Annotated in this window: 17 protein-coding genes; 12 read left to right on the top strand and 5 right to left on the bottom strand. The window is 64.1% G+C overall.

Annotated features, from left to right (window positions below):
* Window positions 1-68 precede the first annotated feature (68 nt).
* From NFJ07_RS01415 to NFJ07_RS01400, 4 genes are all read left to right on the top strand, one after another.
* A complete protein-coding gene (locus NFJ07_RS01415; RefSeq protein WP_269991939.1) occupies window positions 69-923 on the top strand; it encodes a putative RNA methyltransferase in 855 nt (284 codons plus the stop codon).
* Window positions 924-1,032: 109 nt separating this feature from the next.
* Window positions 1,033-1,482, top strand: coding sequence for an NfeD family protein (locus NFJ07_RS01410; protein WP_269991937.1), 450 nt, complete (start codon window positions 1,033-1,035; stop codon window positions 1,480-1,482).
* 58 nt (window positions 1,483-1,540) lie between these two features.
* Window positions 1,541-2,515, top strand: a complete 975-nt coding sequence (locus NFJ07_RS01405; RefSeq protein ID WP_269991935.1) for an SPFH domain-containing protein — start codon at window positions 1,541-1,543, stop codon at window positions 2,513-2,515.
* A gap of 245 nt (window positions 2,516-2,760) precedes the next feature.
* A complete protein-coding gene (locus tag NFJ07_RS01400; RefSeq protein WP_059389983.1) occupies window positions 2,761-3,108 on the top strand; it encodes an RNA polymerase-binding protein RbpA in 348 nt (115 codons plus the stop codon).
* Between the two features lie 70 nt (window positions 3,109-3,178).
* Here NFJ07_RS01400 and NFJ07_RS01395 read toward each other — a convergent pair whose 3' ends face one another.
* Together NFJ07_RS01395 and NFJ07_RS01390 are read right to left on the bottom strand one after the other, a co-directional pair.
* Complete coding sequence (locus NFJ07_RS01395) at window positions 3,179-3,646, bottom strand: hypothetical protein (RefSeq protein WP_269991931.1); 468 nt, start codon at window positions 3,644-3,646, stop codon at window positions 3,179-3,181.
* A gap of 51 nt (window positions 3,647-3,697) precedes the next feature.
* Window positions 3,698-5,002 (bottom strand): MFS transporter, encoded by a 1,305-nt coding sequence (locus tag NFJ07_RS01390; protein ID WP_269991930.1) that lies wholly within the window; start codon window positions 5,000-5,002, stop codon window positions 3,698-3,700.
* A 551-nt stretch (window positions 5,003-5,553) separates the two neighbouring features.
* Between NFJ07_RS01390 and NFJ07_RS01385 the strand changes: the two genes are divergently transcribed.
* The 8 genes from NFJ07_RS01385 to fdxA all read left to right on the top strand — a co-directional run bounded on the left by NFJ07_RS01385 (window position 5,554) and on the right by fdxA (window position 13,487).
* Window positions 5,554-6,162 carry a helix-turn-helix domain-containing protein gene (locus NFJ07_RS01385; protein WP_268021727.1) on the top strand — a complete coding sequence of 203 codons (609 nt, stop codon included), beginning with the start codon at window positions 5,554-5,556 and terminating at the stop codon, window positions 6,160-6,162.
* A gap of 227 nt (window positions 6,163-6,389) precedes the next feature.
* The gene (locus NFJ07_RS01380) at window positions 6,390-7,772 is read left to right on the top strand and encodes an FAD-dependent oxidoreductase (RefSeq protein WP_269991926.1); all 1,383 of its coding nucleotides are present in this window, start codon (window positions 6,390-6,392) and stop codon (window positions 7,770-7,772) included.
* The gene (locus NFJ07_RS01375) at window positions 7,769-9,046 is read left to right on the top strand and encodes a CaiB/BaiF CoA transferase family protein (protein ID WP_269991925.1); all 1,278 of its coding nucleotides are present in this window, start codon (window positions 7,769-7,771) and stop codon (window positions 9,044-9,046) included. The genes NFJ07_RS01380 and NFJ07_RS01375 overlap by 4 nt, the downstream gene beginning before the upstream one ends.
* The gene (locus tag NFJ07_RS01370) at window positions 9,043-9,849 is read left to right on the top strand and encodes an enoyl-CoA hydratase-related protein (protein WP_269991924.1); all 807 of its coding nucleotides are present in this window, start codon (window positions 9,043-9,045) and stop codon (window positions 9,847-9,849) included. Before NFJ07_RS01375 ends, NFJ07_RS01370 begins: the two co-directional genes overlap by 4 nt.
* A gap of 57 nt (window positions 9,850-9,906) precedes the next feature.
* Window positions 9,907-10,839 carry a dihydrodipicolinate synthase family protein gene (locus NFJ07_RS01365; RefSeq protein WP_269991923.1) on the top strand — a complete coding sequence of 311 codons (933 nt, stop codon included), beginning with the start codon at window positions 9,907-9,909 and terminating at the stop codon, window positions 10,837-10,839.
* Window positions 10,839-11,624, top strand: a complete 786-nt coding sequence (locus NFJ07_RS01360) for an SDR family oxidoreductase (protein WP_269991920.1) — start codon at window positions 10,839-10,841, stop codon at window positions 11,622-11,624. The genes NFJ07_RS01365 and NFJ07_RS01360 overlap by 1 nt, the downstream gene beginning before the upstream one ends.
* Window positions 11,625-11,687: 63 nt before the next feature.
* Window positions 11,688-13,163: an aldehyde dehydrogenase family protein gene (locus tag NFJ07_RS01355; RefSeq protein ID WP_269991919.1), complete on the top strand. Its 1,476-nt coding sequence runs from the start codon at window positions 11,688-11,690 to the stop codon at window positions 13,161-13,163.
* 6 nt (window positions 13,164-13,169) lie between these two features.
* Complete coding sequence (gene fdxA / locus NFJ07_RS01350; protein WP_269991918.1) at window positions 13,170-13,487, top strand: ferredoxin; 318 nt, start codon at window positions 13,170-13,172, stop codon at window positions 13,485-13,487.
* 2 nt (window positions 13,488-13,489) lie between these two features.
* Here fdxA and NFJ07_RS01345 read toward each other — a convergent pair whose 3' ends face one another.
* The 3 genes from NFJ07_RS01345 to NFJ07_RS01335 all read right to left on the bottom strand — a co-directional run bounded on the left by NFJ07_RS01345 (window position 13,490) and on the right by NFJ07_RS01335 (window position 16,044).
* Window positions 13,490-13,801 carry a hypothetical protein gene (locus tag NFJ07_RS01345; RefSeq protein ID WP_269991917.1) on the bottom strand — a complete coding sequence of 104 codons (312 nt, stop codon included), beginning with the start codon at window positions 13,799-13,801 and terminating at the stop codon, window positions 13,490-13,492.
* Between the two features lie 93 nt (window positions 13,802-13,894).
* Window positions 13,895-15,025 (bottom strand): hypothetical protein, encoded by a 1,131-nt coding sequence (locus NFJ07_RS01340; RefSeq protein ID WP_269991915.1) that lies wholly within the window; start codon window positions 15,023-15,025, stop codon window positions 13,895-13,897.
* A gap of 11 nt (window positions 15,026-15,036) precedes the next feature.
* Window positions 15,037-16,044, bottom strand: a complete 1,008-nt coding sequence (locus NFJ07_RS01335) for an isopenicillin N synthase family dioxygenase (RefSeq protein ID WP_269991914.1) — start codon at window positions 16,042-16,044, stop codon at window positions 15,037-15,039.
* Window positions 16,045-16,053 lie beyond the last annotated feature (9 nt).

The raw sequence follows: 16,053 nt of genomic DNA, 5'->3' as shown, positions 1-16,053 counted from the left end.
GCTGGTGAGCCTAGCGGCCGTCACGGCATGACGATATGTGCCACTCCGGCCGCCGTAGGATTGTCCATATGCTTTCCGACGCCGTCTCATCCCTGCGCTGCCCGGTCTGCCAGGGTCCTTTCGGCCTGAGCGGGACGGCGCCGTTCTCGCTGAGTTGCGTCGCCGGCCACAGTTTCGACGCCGCCAAACAGGGCTACTTCAACCTACTCACCGGCAAAGGCACGGTATTCGAGGCCGACACGGCCGAAATGGTCGCAGCGCGCAACGACTTCCTGGGCGCGGGCCATTACGTTCCCCTCGCCGACGCCATCGCGGAGCTGGCGGCACCGGTCCTGTCCGCGCCAGGATCCCTCGTCCTGGATTCGGGCACCGGCACCGGCCACTATCTACGCACAGTGCTGGACCGCACGCCCGCGGCAGCCATTGGCATCGATATCTCGAAGTTCGCCCTCCGCCGGGCAGCACGGTTGAATCCCGGCGCCATCAATCTCGTGTGGGATATCTGGCGTCCCCTGCCGCTCGCGGACCATGCCGTGGATGCCCTCATCGTGGTCTTTGCGCCGCGGAATCCCCTGGAGTTTGCCCGCGTACTGCGTCCAGGCGGCCGGGCGATCGTGGTGACTCCCCGCGACGGACACCTTGGGGAGATTGCGGAACGGACTGGAATGTTGAGCATTGAGCCGGGCAAGGACGAGCGCCTTGCCGAGTCCATGCAGGAATTCTTCAATCTTGCGGACACCATTCAACTCGACGTAGACCTAAAGCTTGATGGGCGGGACATTGCCGATGTCGCGTTCATGGGACCAGCAGGCCACCACCTTGAGCGCTCCGCCCTCCTCGCGTCGACGGCCGCGGAGACGTCAGTGCATGCCACCGCGAAGTTCACCATCAGCGTTTTCACTGCGCCGGAGAAAGGCTCCTAACGGGAAACTTCGCACCGGGCTAGGATGGAAAAACAGCGACTGTGATCTTGCCGACGCTGCAGTCCGGATCAGGCCGGCTGCCGCCGCAAGTCCGGAAACAGGGGGAACGATGTTTGAATGGCTTGGCAGCAATTGGTGGGCTCTCTGGCTCACGGTGTTTCTCGCTTTCGCCGTGGTGGAGATGCTGACGCTCAGCTTCTTCTTCATCATGCTCGGGGCCGGCGCGCTGGCTGCCCTCGTCGCCGACTTTGCCGGAGCCGATCTCTGGTTGCAGATAGTCGTCCTGTGCATCGTGTCCCTCCTGATGATCGCGTTCGTTCGCCCTATAGCCCTGAAGCATCTGCGCAAGGGTCCCGCCGAGCAACGTACCAACGTGGACCGCCTGATCGGCCAATCGGCACTCGTCATGGAGCCCGTCAGTGCGACGGCGGGACTGGTCAAGATCGGTGGCGACGTGTGGAGCGCCCGCAGCGCGGCGGGAATCATCGACGCCGGCCAGACAGTGCAAGTCACCAGGATTGACGGCGCGACGGCGGTAGTCGCCTCCGCTGAAGAGTAATCGGCCCATTGCCGCACATAACCGCATCAAATACGTAACTGGGGAATGAAGGAGATGTATGGACAGCTTGGGAGGAACTGCAGCCGCGATTGTGCTGCTAGTTCTCGTCATATTCGTGATTATCGTTTTGGTCCGCTCGATCAGGATCATCCCGCAAGCGCGTGCCGGCGTCGTAGAACGCCTCGGTAAGTATCAGCGCACGCTCAACCCCGGGCTCACCATCCTGATCCCCTTCGTCGACCGCCTTCTGCCCCTCTTGGATCTTCGCGAACAAGTGGTCTCCTTCCCGCCGCAGCCGGTGATTACCGAGGACAACCTGGTTGTCTCGATCGATACCGTGGTCTACTTCCAGGTAACGGATCCCCGGGCCGCGACCTACGAGATCGCCAATTACATCCAGGCTGTTGAACAGCTGACCACCACAACGCTCCGCAACGTCGTGGGCGGCTTGAATCTTGAAGAAGCGCTCACCTCGCGCGACCAGATCAACGGCCAGCTCCGCGGGGTCTTGGACGAAGCCACCGGACGCTGGGGAATCCGCGTTTCACGCGTGGAGCTCAAGGCAATCGATCCGCCGCACTCCATCCAGGACTCGATGGAGAAGCAGATGCGCGCCGAGCGCGACCGGCGTGCTGCGATTCTGACCGCCGAAGGCACCAAGCAGTCGCAGATCCTCACGGCCGAAGGCCAACGGCAGGCGGCGATCCTCGCCGCAGAGGGTGACGCCAAGGCAGCCATCCTCCGCGCCGATGGCGAAGCCCAGGCCATCCAGAAGGTCTTCGACGCCATCCACAAGGGCAACCCGGATCAAAAGCTGCTGGCCTACCAGTACCTTCAGACCTTGCCGAAGATTGCGGAGGGATCATCCAACAAACTGTGGATTATCCCCAGCGAGGTCGGTGAGGCCCTCAAGGGTATCGGCGGTGCACTGGGTGGCGTCAACGGCGGATCAGGCGTCGCAGACTTGTTCAGCGATTCCGGGAAGCCGTCGGCTACACAAGAACCGTCACCTACACACGAACCGTCACCGTAATTGCGGACAGTTTGCTGCAGGGGGACCGGCCGGATTCCTGGCCGGTCCCCCTCGCTTTGTCCTGTTCGCTTCGATCCGCGTATAATGGTGTATTTGTCCGGCCGGTTCAGTCCGAACGGAACATTAACGCTTGGTCAGGCGTTTCATCTAGTGATGCAACGTGTGCAGACAGTAGTCCGGGCGACGCCATTGCGTCGTCCGGCTAGCGCGGAGCCTGGTTCCGCGAACAGACAGAGGGAGTAATCATGAGCGATCGCAGCCTGCGGGGCATGCGTCTTGGCGCCCAGAGCATGGAAACCGAATCCGGTGTGGAGCCGGCGCCGCGTCAGCGGGTTGAATACCGCTGCGCGGACGGAGAGCAGGTCTTCGTTACCTTCTCCTCCGAAGCCGAGATCCCTCCTGTCTGGGTTTCCAAGACCGGCAAGGAAGCGCTCCTGGTTGATGGCGAACGCCCCGTTGACACCAACGAGAAGGCCGTCCGCACGCACTGGGATATGCTGCTGGAACGCCGCAGCCTTCCCGAGCTTGAGCAGATCCTCGAAGACCGCCTGAACATCCTGCGCGAACGTCGTGGGGAACGCCGCTCGGCATAAGGGCATATTTCTACGACAATGGCCGGGACTCAAAAGAGTCCCGGCCATTTCCATTGCGCTTAGTACGTCTTCACCGCTGACGGCCGAGTTCGAATGTCCCGGCGCCTGGCGGCTGAGTGGTCCAGTCGGTCTCTGTGGCCCGCATCCAGGGATAGGGCAGGAGTTCCTCGAGACTGACGGTTCCCACCTCTCCCCCGGCATCAACCAGGACAGTCGCCTCGGCCCCATAGTTCCTCAGCAGCTCGCGGCAAACGCCACAAGGATTGGTGACCTGGGGCTCGCCGTGTGCGTCCATGCTGACTGCAACGGTCGATTCGATCGATGTTTCCTGCGCAATGCGGGCGTTGGCAAGAGCGCTGGATTCGGCACACACATTGATTCGCTTGGAGCCAATGTGAAGGCCCAGGTAGATGGCGCCGGAAGCGCCCCGCATGGCAGCGGCGACACGATGGTTCTCGGTGTGATGAGCCGTGAGGAGCAGTTGACGGGCCGCGGTGTAGAGCTCCACATCGGAATGACTGAGGTCAAACGAGATCACAAGTACCTCCGGAACCACATCGGCCTTGACGGAAGGTATCCATGCACGTTCCTAGCTTCCAATGAAGATGCCGTTTTTCCGCCGTGCCAGCACATAGAACACAATGCTCAAGGCGGACAGGACGGCGACGTAGACCGGGAAGATCCACGATGCATTCAGGGACTGGAGCCAGACCAGGAGGTAAGAGTCCGTGCCACCGAAGATGGCCACACCAATTCCGTACCCGAGGGAAGTTCCTGCGCCGCGGCAGGATTTAGGCATCAGGGAACTGGTGACGACGTTGTACAGGGTCATGTTCAGGACCAGGACAACCGAGCCGCCCAGGAGGACCGCGGCGAATCCGCCGATGCCCGGACGGACGTACATCAGCATCAGGAAGACCGAAGGAATGGACAGGGCGCGGGTGATCAGGAACCACTTGGAAATCGACTTGCCATCGGCGAGCTTGCCGACCACCAGGCTGCCGACGACCAGCACCACTCCAAGAATGGTGGTCAGCGCGAAGACAGCGGTCGCGTCTTCTTTGAAGCCGCTGCGGGCCGCGGTGGGCAGTCCCGTATTCCAGGCGTAGTTGTAGGCCTGCGCCGCTCCGACAACGAAGGTAATGGCCAGCACGCTCAGCCAATGTTTGCGTACCCCGCCCCAAACCGCTTTCGAGGAGTTCTCCGCAAGCTCTTCCGGCCGCATGGTTTCCGGGAGGGTCCGGCGAAGGTAGACGACGATGAAACCGAAGATTGCTCCCACAATGAAGGGAACGCGCCAACCCCAGTCGGCCATGACAGCCCCGCTCAGAATCAGGCTGCACAGGTAGCTGACCAGCGAGGCGAGGAGAATGCCCGAGTTGACGAAGAAGGAGATGATGCCTGCGACGAACCCTTCGCGTCCCACAGGAACCAGTTCGACGGCGTGTGCGGTGGAAAGCGGAGCCTCAACACCGGTGGAGATGCCCTGCACGATGCGGCAGACCAGGAGGATGACGCCGGCAGCGCCGCCGATCTGCTGGTACGTCGGACACAGGGCGATGATCAGCGTGGTGACTGCCATCATCATGATGGACCAGAGCATCACTTTTCGGCGGCCGATCCTGTCGGCGAAAGTACCGAGCAGGACGCCGCCCAGCGGGCGGAACGCGAAACCGACGGCGAAGACCGCCAAGGCGTTAAGGGTTGCGGCGGTGGGGTCCTGCGAGGGGAAGAACTTTGGCCCGATGAAGGCCGACAGGAGTCCGAAGACCATCCAGTCATACCACTCAAGGGTGTTCCCGAGTCCGAGGCCCAGCAGCCCACGGCGGATTTCCGGAGAGAGCCGGGATTTCCGGGCGCTCTCCGGGCCATTCTTGACGACAGTGTCAGTCATGATTCTTTCCTTCCTCCGCACCTTCGCGGTGCGTGAGGGTACGGATCACCGTTGACACCCAGGGGTGTGGACGGTGATCGAAACTATCATTTTGGCTTGGTCCGGCATGGCCGTACCAACTCACCTCATGGGAAGCGAGTTAGCCCAGATAGCTACGCGTGCCTCTTCGTAGCGCTTTGAAGCAAACGGGGACATCCAGTCCGGAAAAAGGGAGCATGGATGGCTTGCTTGGGTGTCGCAGGATCAGTATGGGAAACACGAGGGTGGACGTGGGGCTGGGCTGGGCCTTCCGCCAGAAGGCTGAAGCGCCCACGTCTGGCGATCGTGCTGCAAACTTCCCCACGTGATGCGACTCACTTAACTATATTGAAGATATTCACCAGGTCAATGCTTTTTGATAAATACCCCTCGCTACCCCGCCGGCAAGGGAGAGTCCGCTACCGCGAGGACGTCACTGAACCGGGAAGACAGAAAAATTTCACCAAACCATTGATTCGCTAAAATTTTTCACTATAGTTATGTGAGTCAGCTCACCGAGAGAAAGCTGGATCATGACCAACGAGATCATTGCGGCATCCTCACCGGCCGGCACGAGCGCGCTTCTTGCGACTGTCGGCAACAAGGTCCGCACGATGCGCAAGGACAAGGGGATGACCCTGTCCAAACTCTCGGAGATCACCGGTCTCAGCCCGGCGATCGTCAGCCAGATCGAACGTGGGCTGGCCAATCCGTCATTCACCACCTTGGCACAGCTGGCTCACGGCCTGGACATTCCCGTGGGGAAATTCTTCCTCGGCCAGGAAGAAACCAGGTCGCCGGTTGTCCGTAAGTCCGAGCGGCGAAACCTCAAAGGCGTCACCAAAAAGTCCGTGGGAGAGGCAGTCTATGAGCTCCTGACCCCGGATCTCAATGGCGCGTTGGAGGCTCAATGGATCGTGAGTCCGCCAGGCCACGACACCAGCGCCACTCCTTTTCGCCATAGCGGCGAGGAATTCGGCATCATCCTCTCGGGAAAGAAAGACATCTTCCTCGACGGTGAGTGCTACACGCTTGAGGCGGGCGATTCGATCACTTTCTCGTCGGATACGCCTCACTGGTACAAAAACAGCTACGAAGAGGTATGCGTAGCAATCTGGGTCAACGCCCCTCACGTGTGGTGATCAGCCGGCGCTAGCCGCCGCTCGCTGCCATGCACGTACGGACCCTTGGACGTCCGTTCGCAAACATCTCTCTTTCCGTGTCCAGGTCCCTTAGGACCTCTACTCGTCATGCCCTCCGCCAGGCCTGGTTCGCTGCGTGCTTCGCAGCGGGCTCCTCCTGAGCACCTCTTCTACACCCCGGCAACCGTTCCAACGGCATGCCTGCCGGGAAGTAAGGATCCTCCACCATGAACTCCTTTGCCACCACATCGTCACTGGAACTCAGTACGACGACGGCGGATCTCACCGCACCCGTCATCTCCCGCTCCGACGTCCTCGTGGTCGGCGGTGGGCCCGCCGGCGTGGCCGCCGCGGTCACCGCAGCACGATCCGGCGCATCCGTCACGCTCCTGGAGCGCTACTCCTCGCTCGGTGGCCTTGCCTCCGGCGGTATGGTCCTGGTGCTCGATGACATGATCAACGGCCAGGAAATCACGGTCACCGGCATCGTTTCGGAGTACGTGGAACGGCTGCAGAAGCTCGGCCTGGCGATTGTCCCGCCTGCCGATGACCGTAAGACCTCCGAGGAACTCTGGAACAAATGGGGCCGCTACGGCACCTTCGACTTCCACTCCCACACCACCCCCAAGCCGATCTGCTACGCCGCAGCCTTCGACCCCGACGGCTGGAAGCGGGTCTCCAACGACCTCGTCCGCGAAGCCAGCGTCAACCTCCGCCTGCACTCGTGGTTCTCCCGCCCGATCGTGGACAACGGCGTCATCAAGGGCGTCATTTGCGAAACCAAGTCCGGCCCGCAGGCGTTCATGGCGGACATCGTCATCGACACGACCGGAGACATCGACGTCGCCTCCCGTGCCGGCGCCAGCCACATCAAGGACAGCTACCTCACCACCCTCGTCTTCCGCCTCGGCAACGTGGACACTGCCGCAGCAGAGGCTTTCGAGCAGGCCAACCCGAAGGAAGCCCGTGCCATCAACCGCACCATCAAGCGCCTCCTCGGCGGCGCCTGGGAACTGTGGTGGCTCAAGACACCCATCGACGGCGTCGTCTGGTGCAACGCTCCCCACATGACCGGGTACGACGGCGTGGACCCGGCGGACATGACCGCCGCCGAGTTTGCCGCGCGGGACCGGATCAGCGAGGCCGTGGAGTACGTCCGCGCCCACCTGCCGGGCTTTGAGAACTGCTACATGCTCGACGTCGCCTCCCAGATGGGCGTACGGCAAACCCGCCTGCTCGAGGGCGAATACGTCATGACGAAGGACGACGTCACCTCCCGCCGCCACTTCGCGGACACCGTCGCCCGCGGCCGCGACTACTACTACCCGTACCGCTCGCTGCTTCCCAAGGAAGTGGACCAGTTGCTCGTCGCCGGCCGCCACTACTCGGCCACCCCGGAAGCACAGAAGATGTCCCGCGAGATCCCGCCCTGCATGGCCATGGGCCAGGCAGTCGGCGTCGCCGCCGCGCTGGCGGTCCAAAACGGTACCCTCGTCCGCGAAGTCTCCGCGCTGGACATCCAGCAGGGCATGCGCCGGCATGGTGCAGACCCGGGCGACGTCCCGTCGTCGAACGCTACCCTCGACAACGAAGCTGTGGTGGGGGCATGAGCACCGACATTCTTCTCGATGAGTTTGAGGAAACCACGACGGCGGTGGTCGCCGGCGCTGCCGCTCCCCAGACCGATGTCCAGCCCAATGCCATCCCGCTCCCCCTCCATGGCATCAAGATCGTGGACTTCACCCAGGTGTTCATGGGACCGTCCTGCACCCAGCTCCTGGGCGACTACGGCGCGGACATCATCAAGGTAGAGCGTCCGGGGGCCGGCGACATCTCGCGCAACTCGTTCCCGGACAAGGATGGCCAGGACAATCCCATCTTCCTGTCCATCAACCGGAACAAGCGGAGCGTTTCCGTGGACACCCGCACCGACGAGGGTAAGGCCGTCCTCCGCCGGGTCATGGCCGACGCCGACGTCGTCGTCAGCAATTTCCGTTCCGGCGTGATGGAGCGGATGGGCTTCGGCTACGAGGAGCTCAAAGCCGGGAACCCGGGCATCATCTGGGCCTCCGGCACGGGCTTCGGCCCGGTTGGACCCTACTCCCACAAGGGCGGCCAGGACGCGATCGCACAGGCTTACTCGGGCGTGATGTGGCGGCGCGAGTCGGACGACATGAAGCCGGCCATCTACCCCACCACCCTGTGCGACTACATCACGGGCATGCACCTCATGCAGGGCATCCTGCTGGCATTGCGTACCCGGGAGGCTTCCGGCGTCGGGCAAAAGGTCGAGGTGACGATGTACGACTCCATGCTCCACCTGCAGATGCAGGAGGCCTGCATGCAGCTCAACCGCGGCTATGAGGTCAATTGGGGCGCCATGCCGCTGAGCGGCGTCTTTGAAACCACCGACGGCGCCGTCTGCATGGTGGGCGGCTTCACCCCGGACCCGCTCGCACGGATTTCCGAGGCATTGGGACTGGACGAGGACCTTACCCAGCGGCCGGAGTTCGCCAACCTGGAGCAGCAGTTCAAGCACAAGCCAGCCCTGCAGGCGATCTTCCGGGAGCGCATCGCCACGAACACCACCGAGTACTGGACCAACCAGCTGGAAAGCCAAGGCCTGCTCAACGCGCCCGTCCACACCCTGGAACAAGCCCTGGCAGATGCCCAGACTGAGGCCAACGGGATGATCGTGGAAGCCGAGCACCCCGGCGTCGGCACAGTGAAGATGCTCAATGCCCCCATTCGCTTGTCCGCTACCCCGCCTTCCATCCGGCGCGTGGCGCCGCGGCTCGGCGAGCACAACGTGGAGGTCCTGCTGGAGAACGGTTTCGATGCCGAAACCATCGAGCGCCTGCAGAAGTTGGGGGTCCTCCGGTGACTGCTTCAACAGTAGAGAAGGTCGACCAGGTCACGCTGACCATCGAGAACCACGTGGCCACGGTGGTCATCGACCGCCAGCACGTGCTCAACGCGGTGGACGGGAGCGCCCAGGCCCGGCTCAATGACATCTGGAACCAGGTCGAAGCCGATCCTGACGTGCGCGCCGTCGTCATCACCGGGGCCGGCACGCGGGCGTTCTGCGTTGGGGCGGACATGTCCGCCTCTGCCGTGGACAAGACCGGCCTGCAGTACTGGGCGGAGCTTGACCCCAACGGGTTCGGCGGACTGAGCCTGCGGACGAGCCTGGACATTCCGGTGATTGCCCGAGTGAACGGCTATGCGCTTGGCGGCGGCATGGAGATCGTGCTCGGCGCCGACATCGTCGTTGCCGCGGACACGGCCCGCTTCGGCCTCACCGAACCGCGCGTCGGGCGCTTGGCGCTCGACGGCGGCATCCACCAACTGGTGCGCCGCGTCCCCTACACCCAAGCGATGAGCATGCTCCTCACCGGCCGGAAGGCCGAGGCTGCAGAGATGCAGTCGATGGGCCTGGTCAACGAAGTGGTTCCCACAGAAGAGCTCGACGCCGCGGTGCAGCGCTGGGTGGACCAGATCCTCGCCTGCGCGCCCAGCTCGGTCCGGGCTGTCAAGCAAATGGTCAGCAGGACCAGCCACCTGAGCGCCGCGGAAGCCCGCGGCCTCAGGTTGCCGGCCCTCATGGCCGCACTCGACAGCAAGGACTCCGCCGAAGGCGTGCGCGCCTTCCAGGAAAAGCGCCCGCCAGTGTGGCCGGGCCGCTGAATGCAGCACGAACAGATGCAAGACACCGAACCTCAGCACGAACGGAAGGACAATCCAATGCGGGAATCACTGGCACCCGGCGTGTGGGGCGTCGTCGCCACGCCATTCCAGGGCAGCACCCTCGATCTGGACACCGACAGCCTGGCCCAGTTAGTGGAGCACTATGAATCCATCGGCGCCACAGGGCTGACTGTCCTGGGTGTCTTCGGCGAGGCCGCTGCCCTGACCGCAGCGGAGCGCAGCCTGGCGTTGGAAGTTGTCGTGGAAGAGACCCGTTTGCCTCTCGTGGTCGGTGTAACCTCGCTCTTCACGGGCACGGCAGTCGAAGAAATCCGCGCTGCCCAGGCCGTAGCGGGAGACCGGATCGCGGCAGTCATGGTGCAGGCCAATTCGGCCCGGCCGGAGGTGGTCATCGCGCACCTGAATGCCATCCACCAATCCACCGGCGCCAAGGTTGTCCTGCAGGACTACCCGGTGGCCAGCGGTGTCAGCATCAGCACGGATGCACTCATTTACGTGGTCCAGGCGTGCAAGTTCGTTATCGCGGTCAAGGCCGAGGCCCCGCCCACCAGTGTGGCCATCGCCCAACTCGCGGTGGCCGTCGACGTCTCCGTATTCGGTGGGCTGGGAGGTCAAGGGCTTCTTGACGAGCTGGTGGCCGGCGCTGCCGGCGCCATGACCGGGTTCTCCTACCCGGAAGCGCTCGTTGCCTGCGTCCGCGGCTGGCAGTCGAGCGGTTACGACGCCGCCCGGGACGCACTGCTCCCGTACCTGCCGCTCATCAACTTCGAGCAGCAGGCCGGGATCGCCTTGGCGGTCCGGAAGGAGTGCTTCCGCGAGCGGGGCCTCATCAAGGACTCCGGCGTCCGCCCTCCAGCGGCTCCTTTCCCGGAGGTCCTCAGGAACGGAATGCTGGCGCATCTGGCTGAAGCGGCCCGCGCTTTGGATCTCTCGCTTACCCCAACCGCCCACACGGCAGGAGCGCTCTGATGGACTTCGGAATCAGCGGAAAGACCGCCTTCGTCGCCGCCTCCACAGGAGGGCTGGGACTAGCCGTTGCCCGCGGACTCGCGGCCGAGGGCGTCCGGGTGGCCATCACTGGCCGGCGTGGCGAACTGGCCGAGAAGATCGCGGCGGAGCTGCAGGCTGACGGCCACAGCGCCGTGGCTGTCGAGGCCGACCTGAGCACCCCGGACGGAGTGACCGCCGCCGTCGAACGCGCCGTGGACCTGCTTGGCCCCATCGATATCCTCGTGCTCAACGGCCCCGGCCCCAAGCCCGGGGCGGCCGCCAGCCTTGGCGCCGACGACATCGCGGCGGCGTTCGAGTTGCTGGTGAAACCGCACCACGCCCTTGTCACGAAGATCCTGCCGGGGATGCGGGAGCGGCGCTGGGGACGGATCCTGGCCATTGGATCCAGCGGAGTTGTGGCACCCTTGCCCAACCTCGCCGTCTCCAACACGGGCCGTGCAGCATTGGCCGGTTACCTCAAGACGCTTGCGGCGGAAGTGGCCCTCGACGCCGTCACGGTCAACATGCTCTTGCCAGGACGCATCGCTACCGACCGCGTCGCCGAACTGGACCGGACGGCGGCCAAACGCCGCGGCACCACACCGGAGGAAATCCAACTCGAATCGCGCAAGACCATCCCGGCCCGACGCTACGGCGAACCGGAGGAGTTCGGCGCCGCCGGCGCCTTCCTCTGCAGCGCCCCCGCTTCCTACATCACCGGCGTCGCGCTTCGCTGCGACGGAGGCCTGATCAGGAGCCTGTAGGCCCTGATCTCCTCCCGACCCGCCCTACAGCCCAATCCCAACTGCAAAGCCAAAAGGATTACCATGACTTCCACCGCCACTGAATCCGCAACATCCACCCACCAGGATGTTGCCGTAGCGCAGCACCTGATCAACGGCGAATGGGCCGGAGAGCCAGAAATCCAGCGAATCAACCCGGCCCGCCCGGATGAACTCGCTGCCCTCTCCCCCAGCGGCACCGCCGCCGACGTCGACGCGGCCATCACAGCCGCCGTCGCCGCCCAGCCGGCTTGGGCAGCCCTGCCAGCACCCGCCCGCGGCGCCATCCTCATGACCGCCGGCAACCTGCTCGCAGAACGCCAAAGCGCGATCGCCGAAAACCTCGTCCGCGAGGAAGGCAAGACCCTCGCCGAAGCCAAGGGAGAGGTCAAGCGCGCCTCGGACGTGCTGCGCTTCTTCGGCTCCCTCGGCTGGGCCGCCACCGGCGAAGTACTTCCCAGCGGCCTCCCGGACACCACCATCACCACCCGGCGCGAACCGCTCGGCGTCGTCGGGCTGATCACCCCCTGGAACTTCCCCATCGCCATCCCTGCTTGGAAGGCCGCCCCCGCACTCATCAGCGGTAACGCCGTGGTCATCAAGCCGGCCGAACTCACCCCGCTCTCCGCGACGCACCTTGCCCGCGCCCTTAAGGACGCAGGGCTTCCCGCCGGTGTCTTCAACGTGGTTCACGGCAAGGGCCGCGTGGTCGGAGACGCTTTGGCACGCGATCCCCGCATCGCCGGGCTGTCCTTCACCGGATCCACCAAAGTGGGGCTCGGACTCCAGGAAATCCTGAATGCCCGCCGCGCCCGCGTCCAGCTTGAAATGGGCGGCAAGAACGGCGTCCTGGTGCTCGACGACGCCGATCCGCAGAAAGCCGCCGCCGTAGTCGCAGCCGGCGCGTTCGGACTCACGGGCCAGGCGTGCACGGCAACCTCCCGCGTCTACGTCACGCCTGGCATCCGCGACGCGTTCCTCGAAGCCCTTGTTGCAGAGGCCGCCAGCTACACCGCCGGTGACGGGCTCGACGGCGCCAAGATGGGCGCTGTGGTGAGCAGCCAGCAGTTCGAGCAGGACCAGGCCGCGGTGCGCACCGCCGTCGAACGCGGCGCCACCCTCCTGCACGGAGAGTACGACGGCGACCCCTCCGGTGCGCTGCTCTTCCCTGCCGCTGTCCTCACCGACATTGCGTTTGACGACGCCGCCGTGACGGAGGAAATCTTCGGTCCGGTGGTTGCTGTCCTGCAGGTCCCCGATTACGAGGCAGGCCTGGCCGCGATCAACGACTCGCGCTACGGCCTCACCGCCGGCATCTGCACCGACTCTTTGGCCCTGGCCACGGACTTCGCCGCGCGGGCGCAGGCCGGCGTTATCAAGGTCAACCGGCCCACGGCGGGCTTGGACCTGAACGTGCCGTTCGGCGGCGTGAAGGACTCCTCCACCAACACCTTCCGCGAGCAGGGCAAGTCCGCACTGGACTTCTTCACCTGGGGCAAGACCGTTTACACCGGTGTGTAGCGCGCCATGACCTACGTGATCGCGCAGCCCTGCGTGGACGTCAAGGACAAAGCCTGTATCGACGAATGCCCGGTGGATTGCATCTACGAAGGTGAACGCTCGCTCTACATCCACCCGTCCGAATGCGTGGACTGCGGCGCCTGCGACCCCGTCTGCCCGGTCGAGGCGATCTACTACTCGGACGACGTACCGGACGAGTGGGCAGACTATGTCAGGGCCAACGTGGAGTTCTTCGAGGAACTCGGATCGCCGCAAGGAGCATCGGCGCTGGGGAACCTCGGGCGGGACCACCCGGTGGTTGCAGAAGTGCCCGTCTCAAGCTGAGGCTAGGCAACCAGCCTGGCCTGGATCGCCTGTCGAAGCGACTCCAGGCTGGGCAGGCCCGAGAGGCCCCCGGCCGTTCGGTAGACGCGACAACTCATGGCCGGCTCCGCCGTCGACGGGAAGAGGTCGATTCCGTCCACCATGAATGTCGGGGATCCGTGGAATCCGGAGGCTTCGGCCTCTTCGTCGCTCAGGATCTCCCTGGCCGCGATCAAGGCTGGATCGTTCCCTTCCAATTCCACGGCCCGGGAGAATAGTTCCCGGGCCGCGGAGCCGTGCGGACAATCCTGGATGGTGAGCAATTCGAAGTCCATAGCCCCATTATCCGGCCCCGTACCGTCAGTCTCACAGCAGGTCGGCGGCTTGAGGACCGATGCCCTGACTGAGCCGCCGTCCGTGTTTGGCGGCTAGTGGGCCTGTGTCCAGGTAGTTCCTCCGTCCGATGTGGTGTAGGTACTGCTGACGGTGATGCAGTTGTTCTTCCCGTTGGAGCATGTTGTGGCCGTGGTGTTGGCAGTCCCGTTGGCGCCGTCGCGGAAGTCGATTCCAATTGTGGTGAGACCGGCCGGTAGCCCGGTCATCGCGATGGTCTTTTGCTGGCCGTCGGCGGTGATTTCGAGGAGCTGGTCTCGGGCGGTCATGATGACGGCGTTGCCTCCGTAGGTGCTGGTGAGACCGTCGAGGGCCCCGGGCTGCATGCCTGTTAAGTTAACGGACACCGCCTTGGTGAAGGTGTTCCCGTCCCGGGCGGTGTAGACGGTTGCAGTGCTTGCGGTCCCGTTCTGTGCCAGCAGGACAGGCGCAGCCGCACCATTGAACTGGAGCACGGCGCCGATCACGGGAGCGTAGGAGTTCGCGGTTGGAGGAATACTGCCTTGGACTCTATCGCTGATGTCGTTGAACGACTGCCCGTCGTCGGTGCTGGACCACAGGCGGCCTCCATGCGCGCCTCCGCTCACGAGCAGAGTCGACCCGGCCCAGGCTGCGTGAGCGGCCGGCCCGGGTAGCGTGATGGGCTGGAGTTCGCCGCCGCCTGCCGGGACGTACGCCTTCGTGTAGCTTGCCGCTGCTCCTGGGCTGCCTTCATGCGGCGGTCCCACGAGCCAGTGCTCGCCGTCCCCTGAAAGGGCGACGTCTAGAGCATCTGGCGCAGGTGACCCGAGAGCGTGCTGGTGGGTCGCCCACGTTCTTCCCGAGTCGGCGCTGCTGGCGACGACGAGGTTGGCTCCCTGGACGCCGGCCGCGACTATCACTGTTCCTTCTTGGGCGATGGAGTGCCCTTTTGCGGGCTGGACTGGCACGGTGACGTTCGACCAAAGCGCGGACGTTTCGGTGCTGACCCCAACTCCGGTTAGTTTGAGGTCGTCCGCCGCGCCAGCGGTAGCCTGCCCGGTTGGAGCTGGGCTGCCGGATTGGCTCCCGGGTCCTGGAGTTCCGGCGGCCCCGCAGCCGGTGACCGTGAGTAGGATCAGGCCTGCAGCGCCGATGAGCATCTTCGATCGGGCAGTCCCCCAATCCGGCCTGTCTGGCGTGTTCACGACGAACAGTCTCACAACAGGTCTGCGTGATGCTCTGCGACGACGTTCGGGTGGGCCCGAAGCCGGTAACGGAGGGCGTTGTCCCCGTAGGTTTCCAGAATCGGGCTGTTCGTGGGGTCAACAGACAAGCCACGGGCTTTTGCCTGGAACTCCGGGCTCACGGCAAGCTGCGGCATGGTCGCATCAAGTGCAGGGTTATAGAAGAAGGGAAGGGAAATCCGATCCGTGCCTCGAAGCGGCGAGATGACGCGGTGCAGGGTCGCCTTGAGGTAGCCGTTTGTGGCGAGTTCCAGCATTTCGCCGATGTTGACCACGAAAGTCCCCGGCACTTGTGGAGCGTCGATCCACTTCCCCAGATATTCGACCTGGAGACCGCCCTTCCCGGGCTCAACCAGGAGAAGCGTGAGCACTCCCCCGTCACGGTGGGACCCCACGCCCTGTTTGGGTTCCGGGTTCGACTCCCCCGGATATCTCACAATCTTGAGGACAGGGAAAGCCCGTGCGTCGAATGCCGCATCAAAGGTGTCCTCGGGCGCGCCGAGGGAAACTGCGAGGGCGCGCAGCAAGGCCAGCGAGATGGTGCTCAGCCGTTCGGTCCATTCCGAGACAATCTCCCGCATTTCCGGCAGCGCGGCCGGCCAAAGGTTGGGCCCCTCCAGGCGCCAATATTCCGCGACACCCGGGCCCGGCTCAACAGCGTCACGCTCGACGCCGACGTCGATCTGCTCGCGCCAGTCGATCGCGCCGTCCGTAAGCTCGCCGCCAACGCGGGTGTAGCCGCGGAACTGGGGGCTGCGGACATTCTCGATGGCGAGTTTTTCTTCCTCCGGAAGCTCGAAAAAGCGGCGCGACACGTCGAGAATGGCGTCCGTCAACTCCTGCGGGATGCCGTGGCCGGCAAGGTAGAGAAAGCCAACCTCATGCATGGCATCGCGCAGTTCGTCACGGAACCGGGAGGCCTCGTCCGGGCCTGCATTCAGACGGGAGAAATCGATCACGGGCAATGTCTCGAGTGTCAATGCACTTCG

This window comes from Arthrobacter sp. B2a2-09 (assembly GCF_027587375.1).
GTDB lineage: Bacteria > Actinomycetota > Actinomycetes > Actinomycetales > Micrococcaceae > Arthrobacter.
This window is presented reverse-complemented; position numbering and strand designations above follow the sequence as displayed.

Bases quoted from the DNA above. Each gene is read 5' to 3' on its own strand.
- NFJ07_RS01355 (WP_269991919.1), top strand. From the start codon at position 11,688: ATGACTTCCACCGCCACTGAATCCGCAACATCCACCCACCAGGATGTT.
- NFJ07_RS01410 (WP_269991937.1), top strand. From the start codon at position 1,033: ATGTTTGAATGGCTTGGCAGCAATTGGTGGGCTCTCTGGCTCACGGTG.
- NFJ07_RS01400 (WP_059389983.1), top strand. From the start codon at position 2,761: ATGAGCGATCGCAGCCTGCGGGGCATGCGTCTTGGCGCCCAGAGCATG.
- NFJ07_RS01415 (WP_269991939.1), top strand. From the start codon at position 69: ATGCTTTCCGACGCCGTCTCATCCCTGCGCTGCCCGGTCTGCCAGGGT.
- NFJ07_RS01345 (WP_269991917.1), bottom strand. From the start codon at position 13,801: ATGGACTTCGAATTGCTCACCATCCAGGATTGTCCGCACGGCTCCGCG.
- fdxA (WP_269991918.1), top strand. From the start codon at position 13,170: ATGACCTACGTGATCGCGCAGCCCTGCGTGGACGTCAAGGACAAAGCC.
- NFJ07_RS01390 (WP_269991930.1), bottom strand. From the start codon at position 5,002: ATGACTGACACTGTCGTCAAGAATGGCCCGGAGAGCGCCCGGAAATCC.
- NFJ07_RS01405 (WP_269991935.1), top strand. From the start codon at position 1,541: ATGGACAGCTTGGGAGGAACTGCAGCCGCGATTGTGCTGCTAGTTCTC.
- NFJ07_RS01380 (WP_269991926.1), top strand. From the start codon at position 6,390: ATGAACTCCTTTGCCACCACATCGTCACTGGAACTCAGTACGACGACG.
- NFJ07_RS01385 (WP_268021727.1), top strand. From the start codon at position 5,554: ATGACCAACGAGATCATTGCGGCATCCTCACCGGCCGGCACGAGCGCG.
- NFJ07_RS01360 (WP_269991920.1), top strand. From the start codon at position 10,839: ATGGACTTCGGAATCAGCGGAAAGACCGCCTTCGTCGCCGCCTCCACA.
- NFJ07_RS01365 (WP_269991923.1), top strand. From the start codon at position 9,907: ATGCGGGAATCACTGGCACCCGGCGTGTGGGGCGTCGTCGCCACGCCA.
- NFJ07_RS01375 (WP_269991925.1), top strand. From the start codon at position 7,769: ATGAGCACCGACATTCTTCTCGATGAGTTTGAGGAAACCACGACGGCG.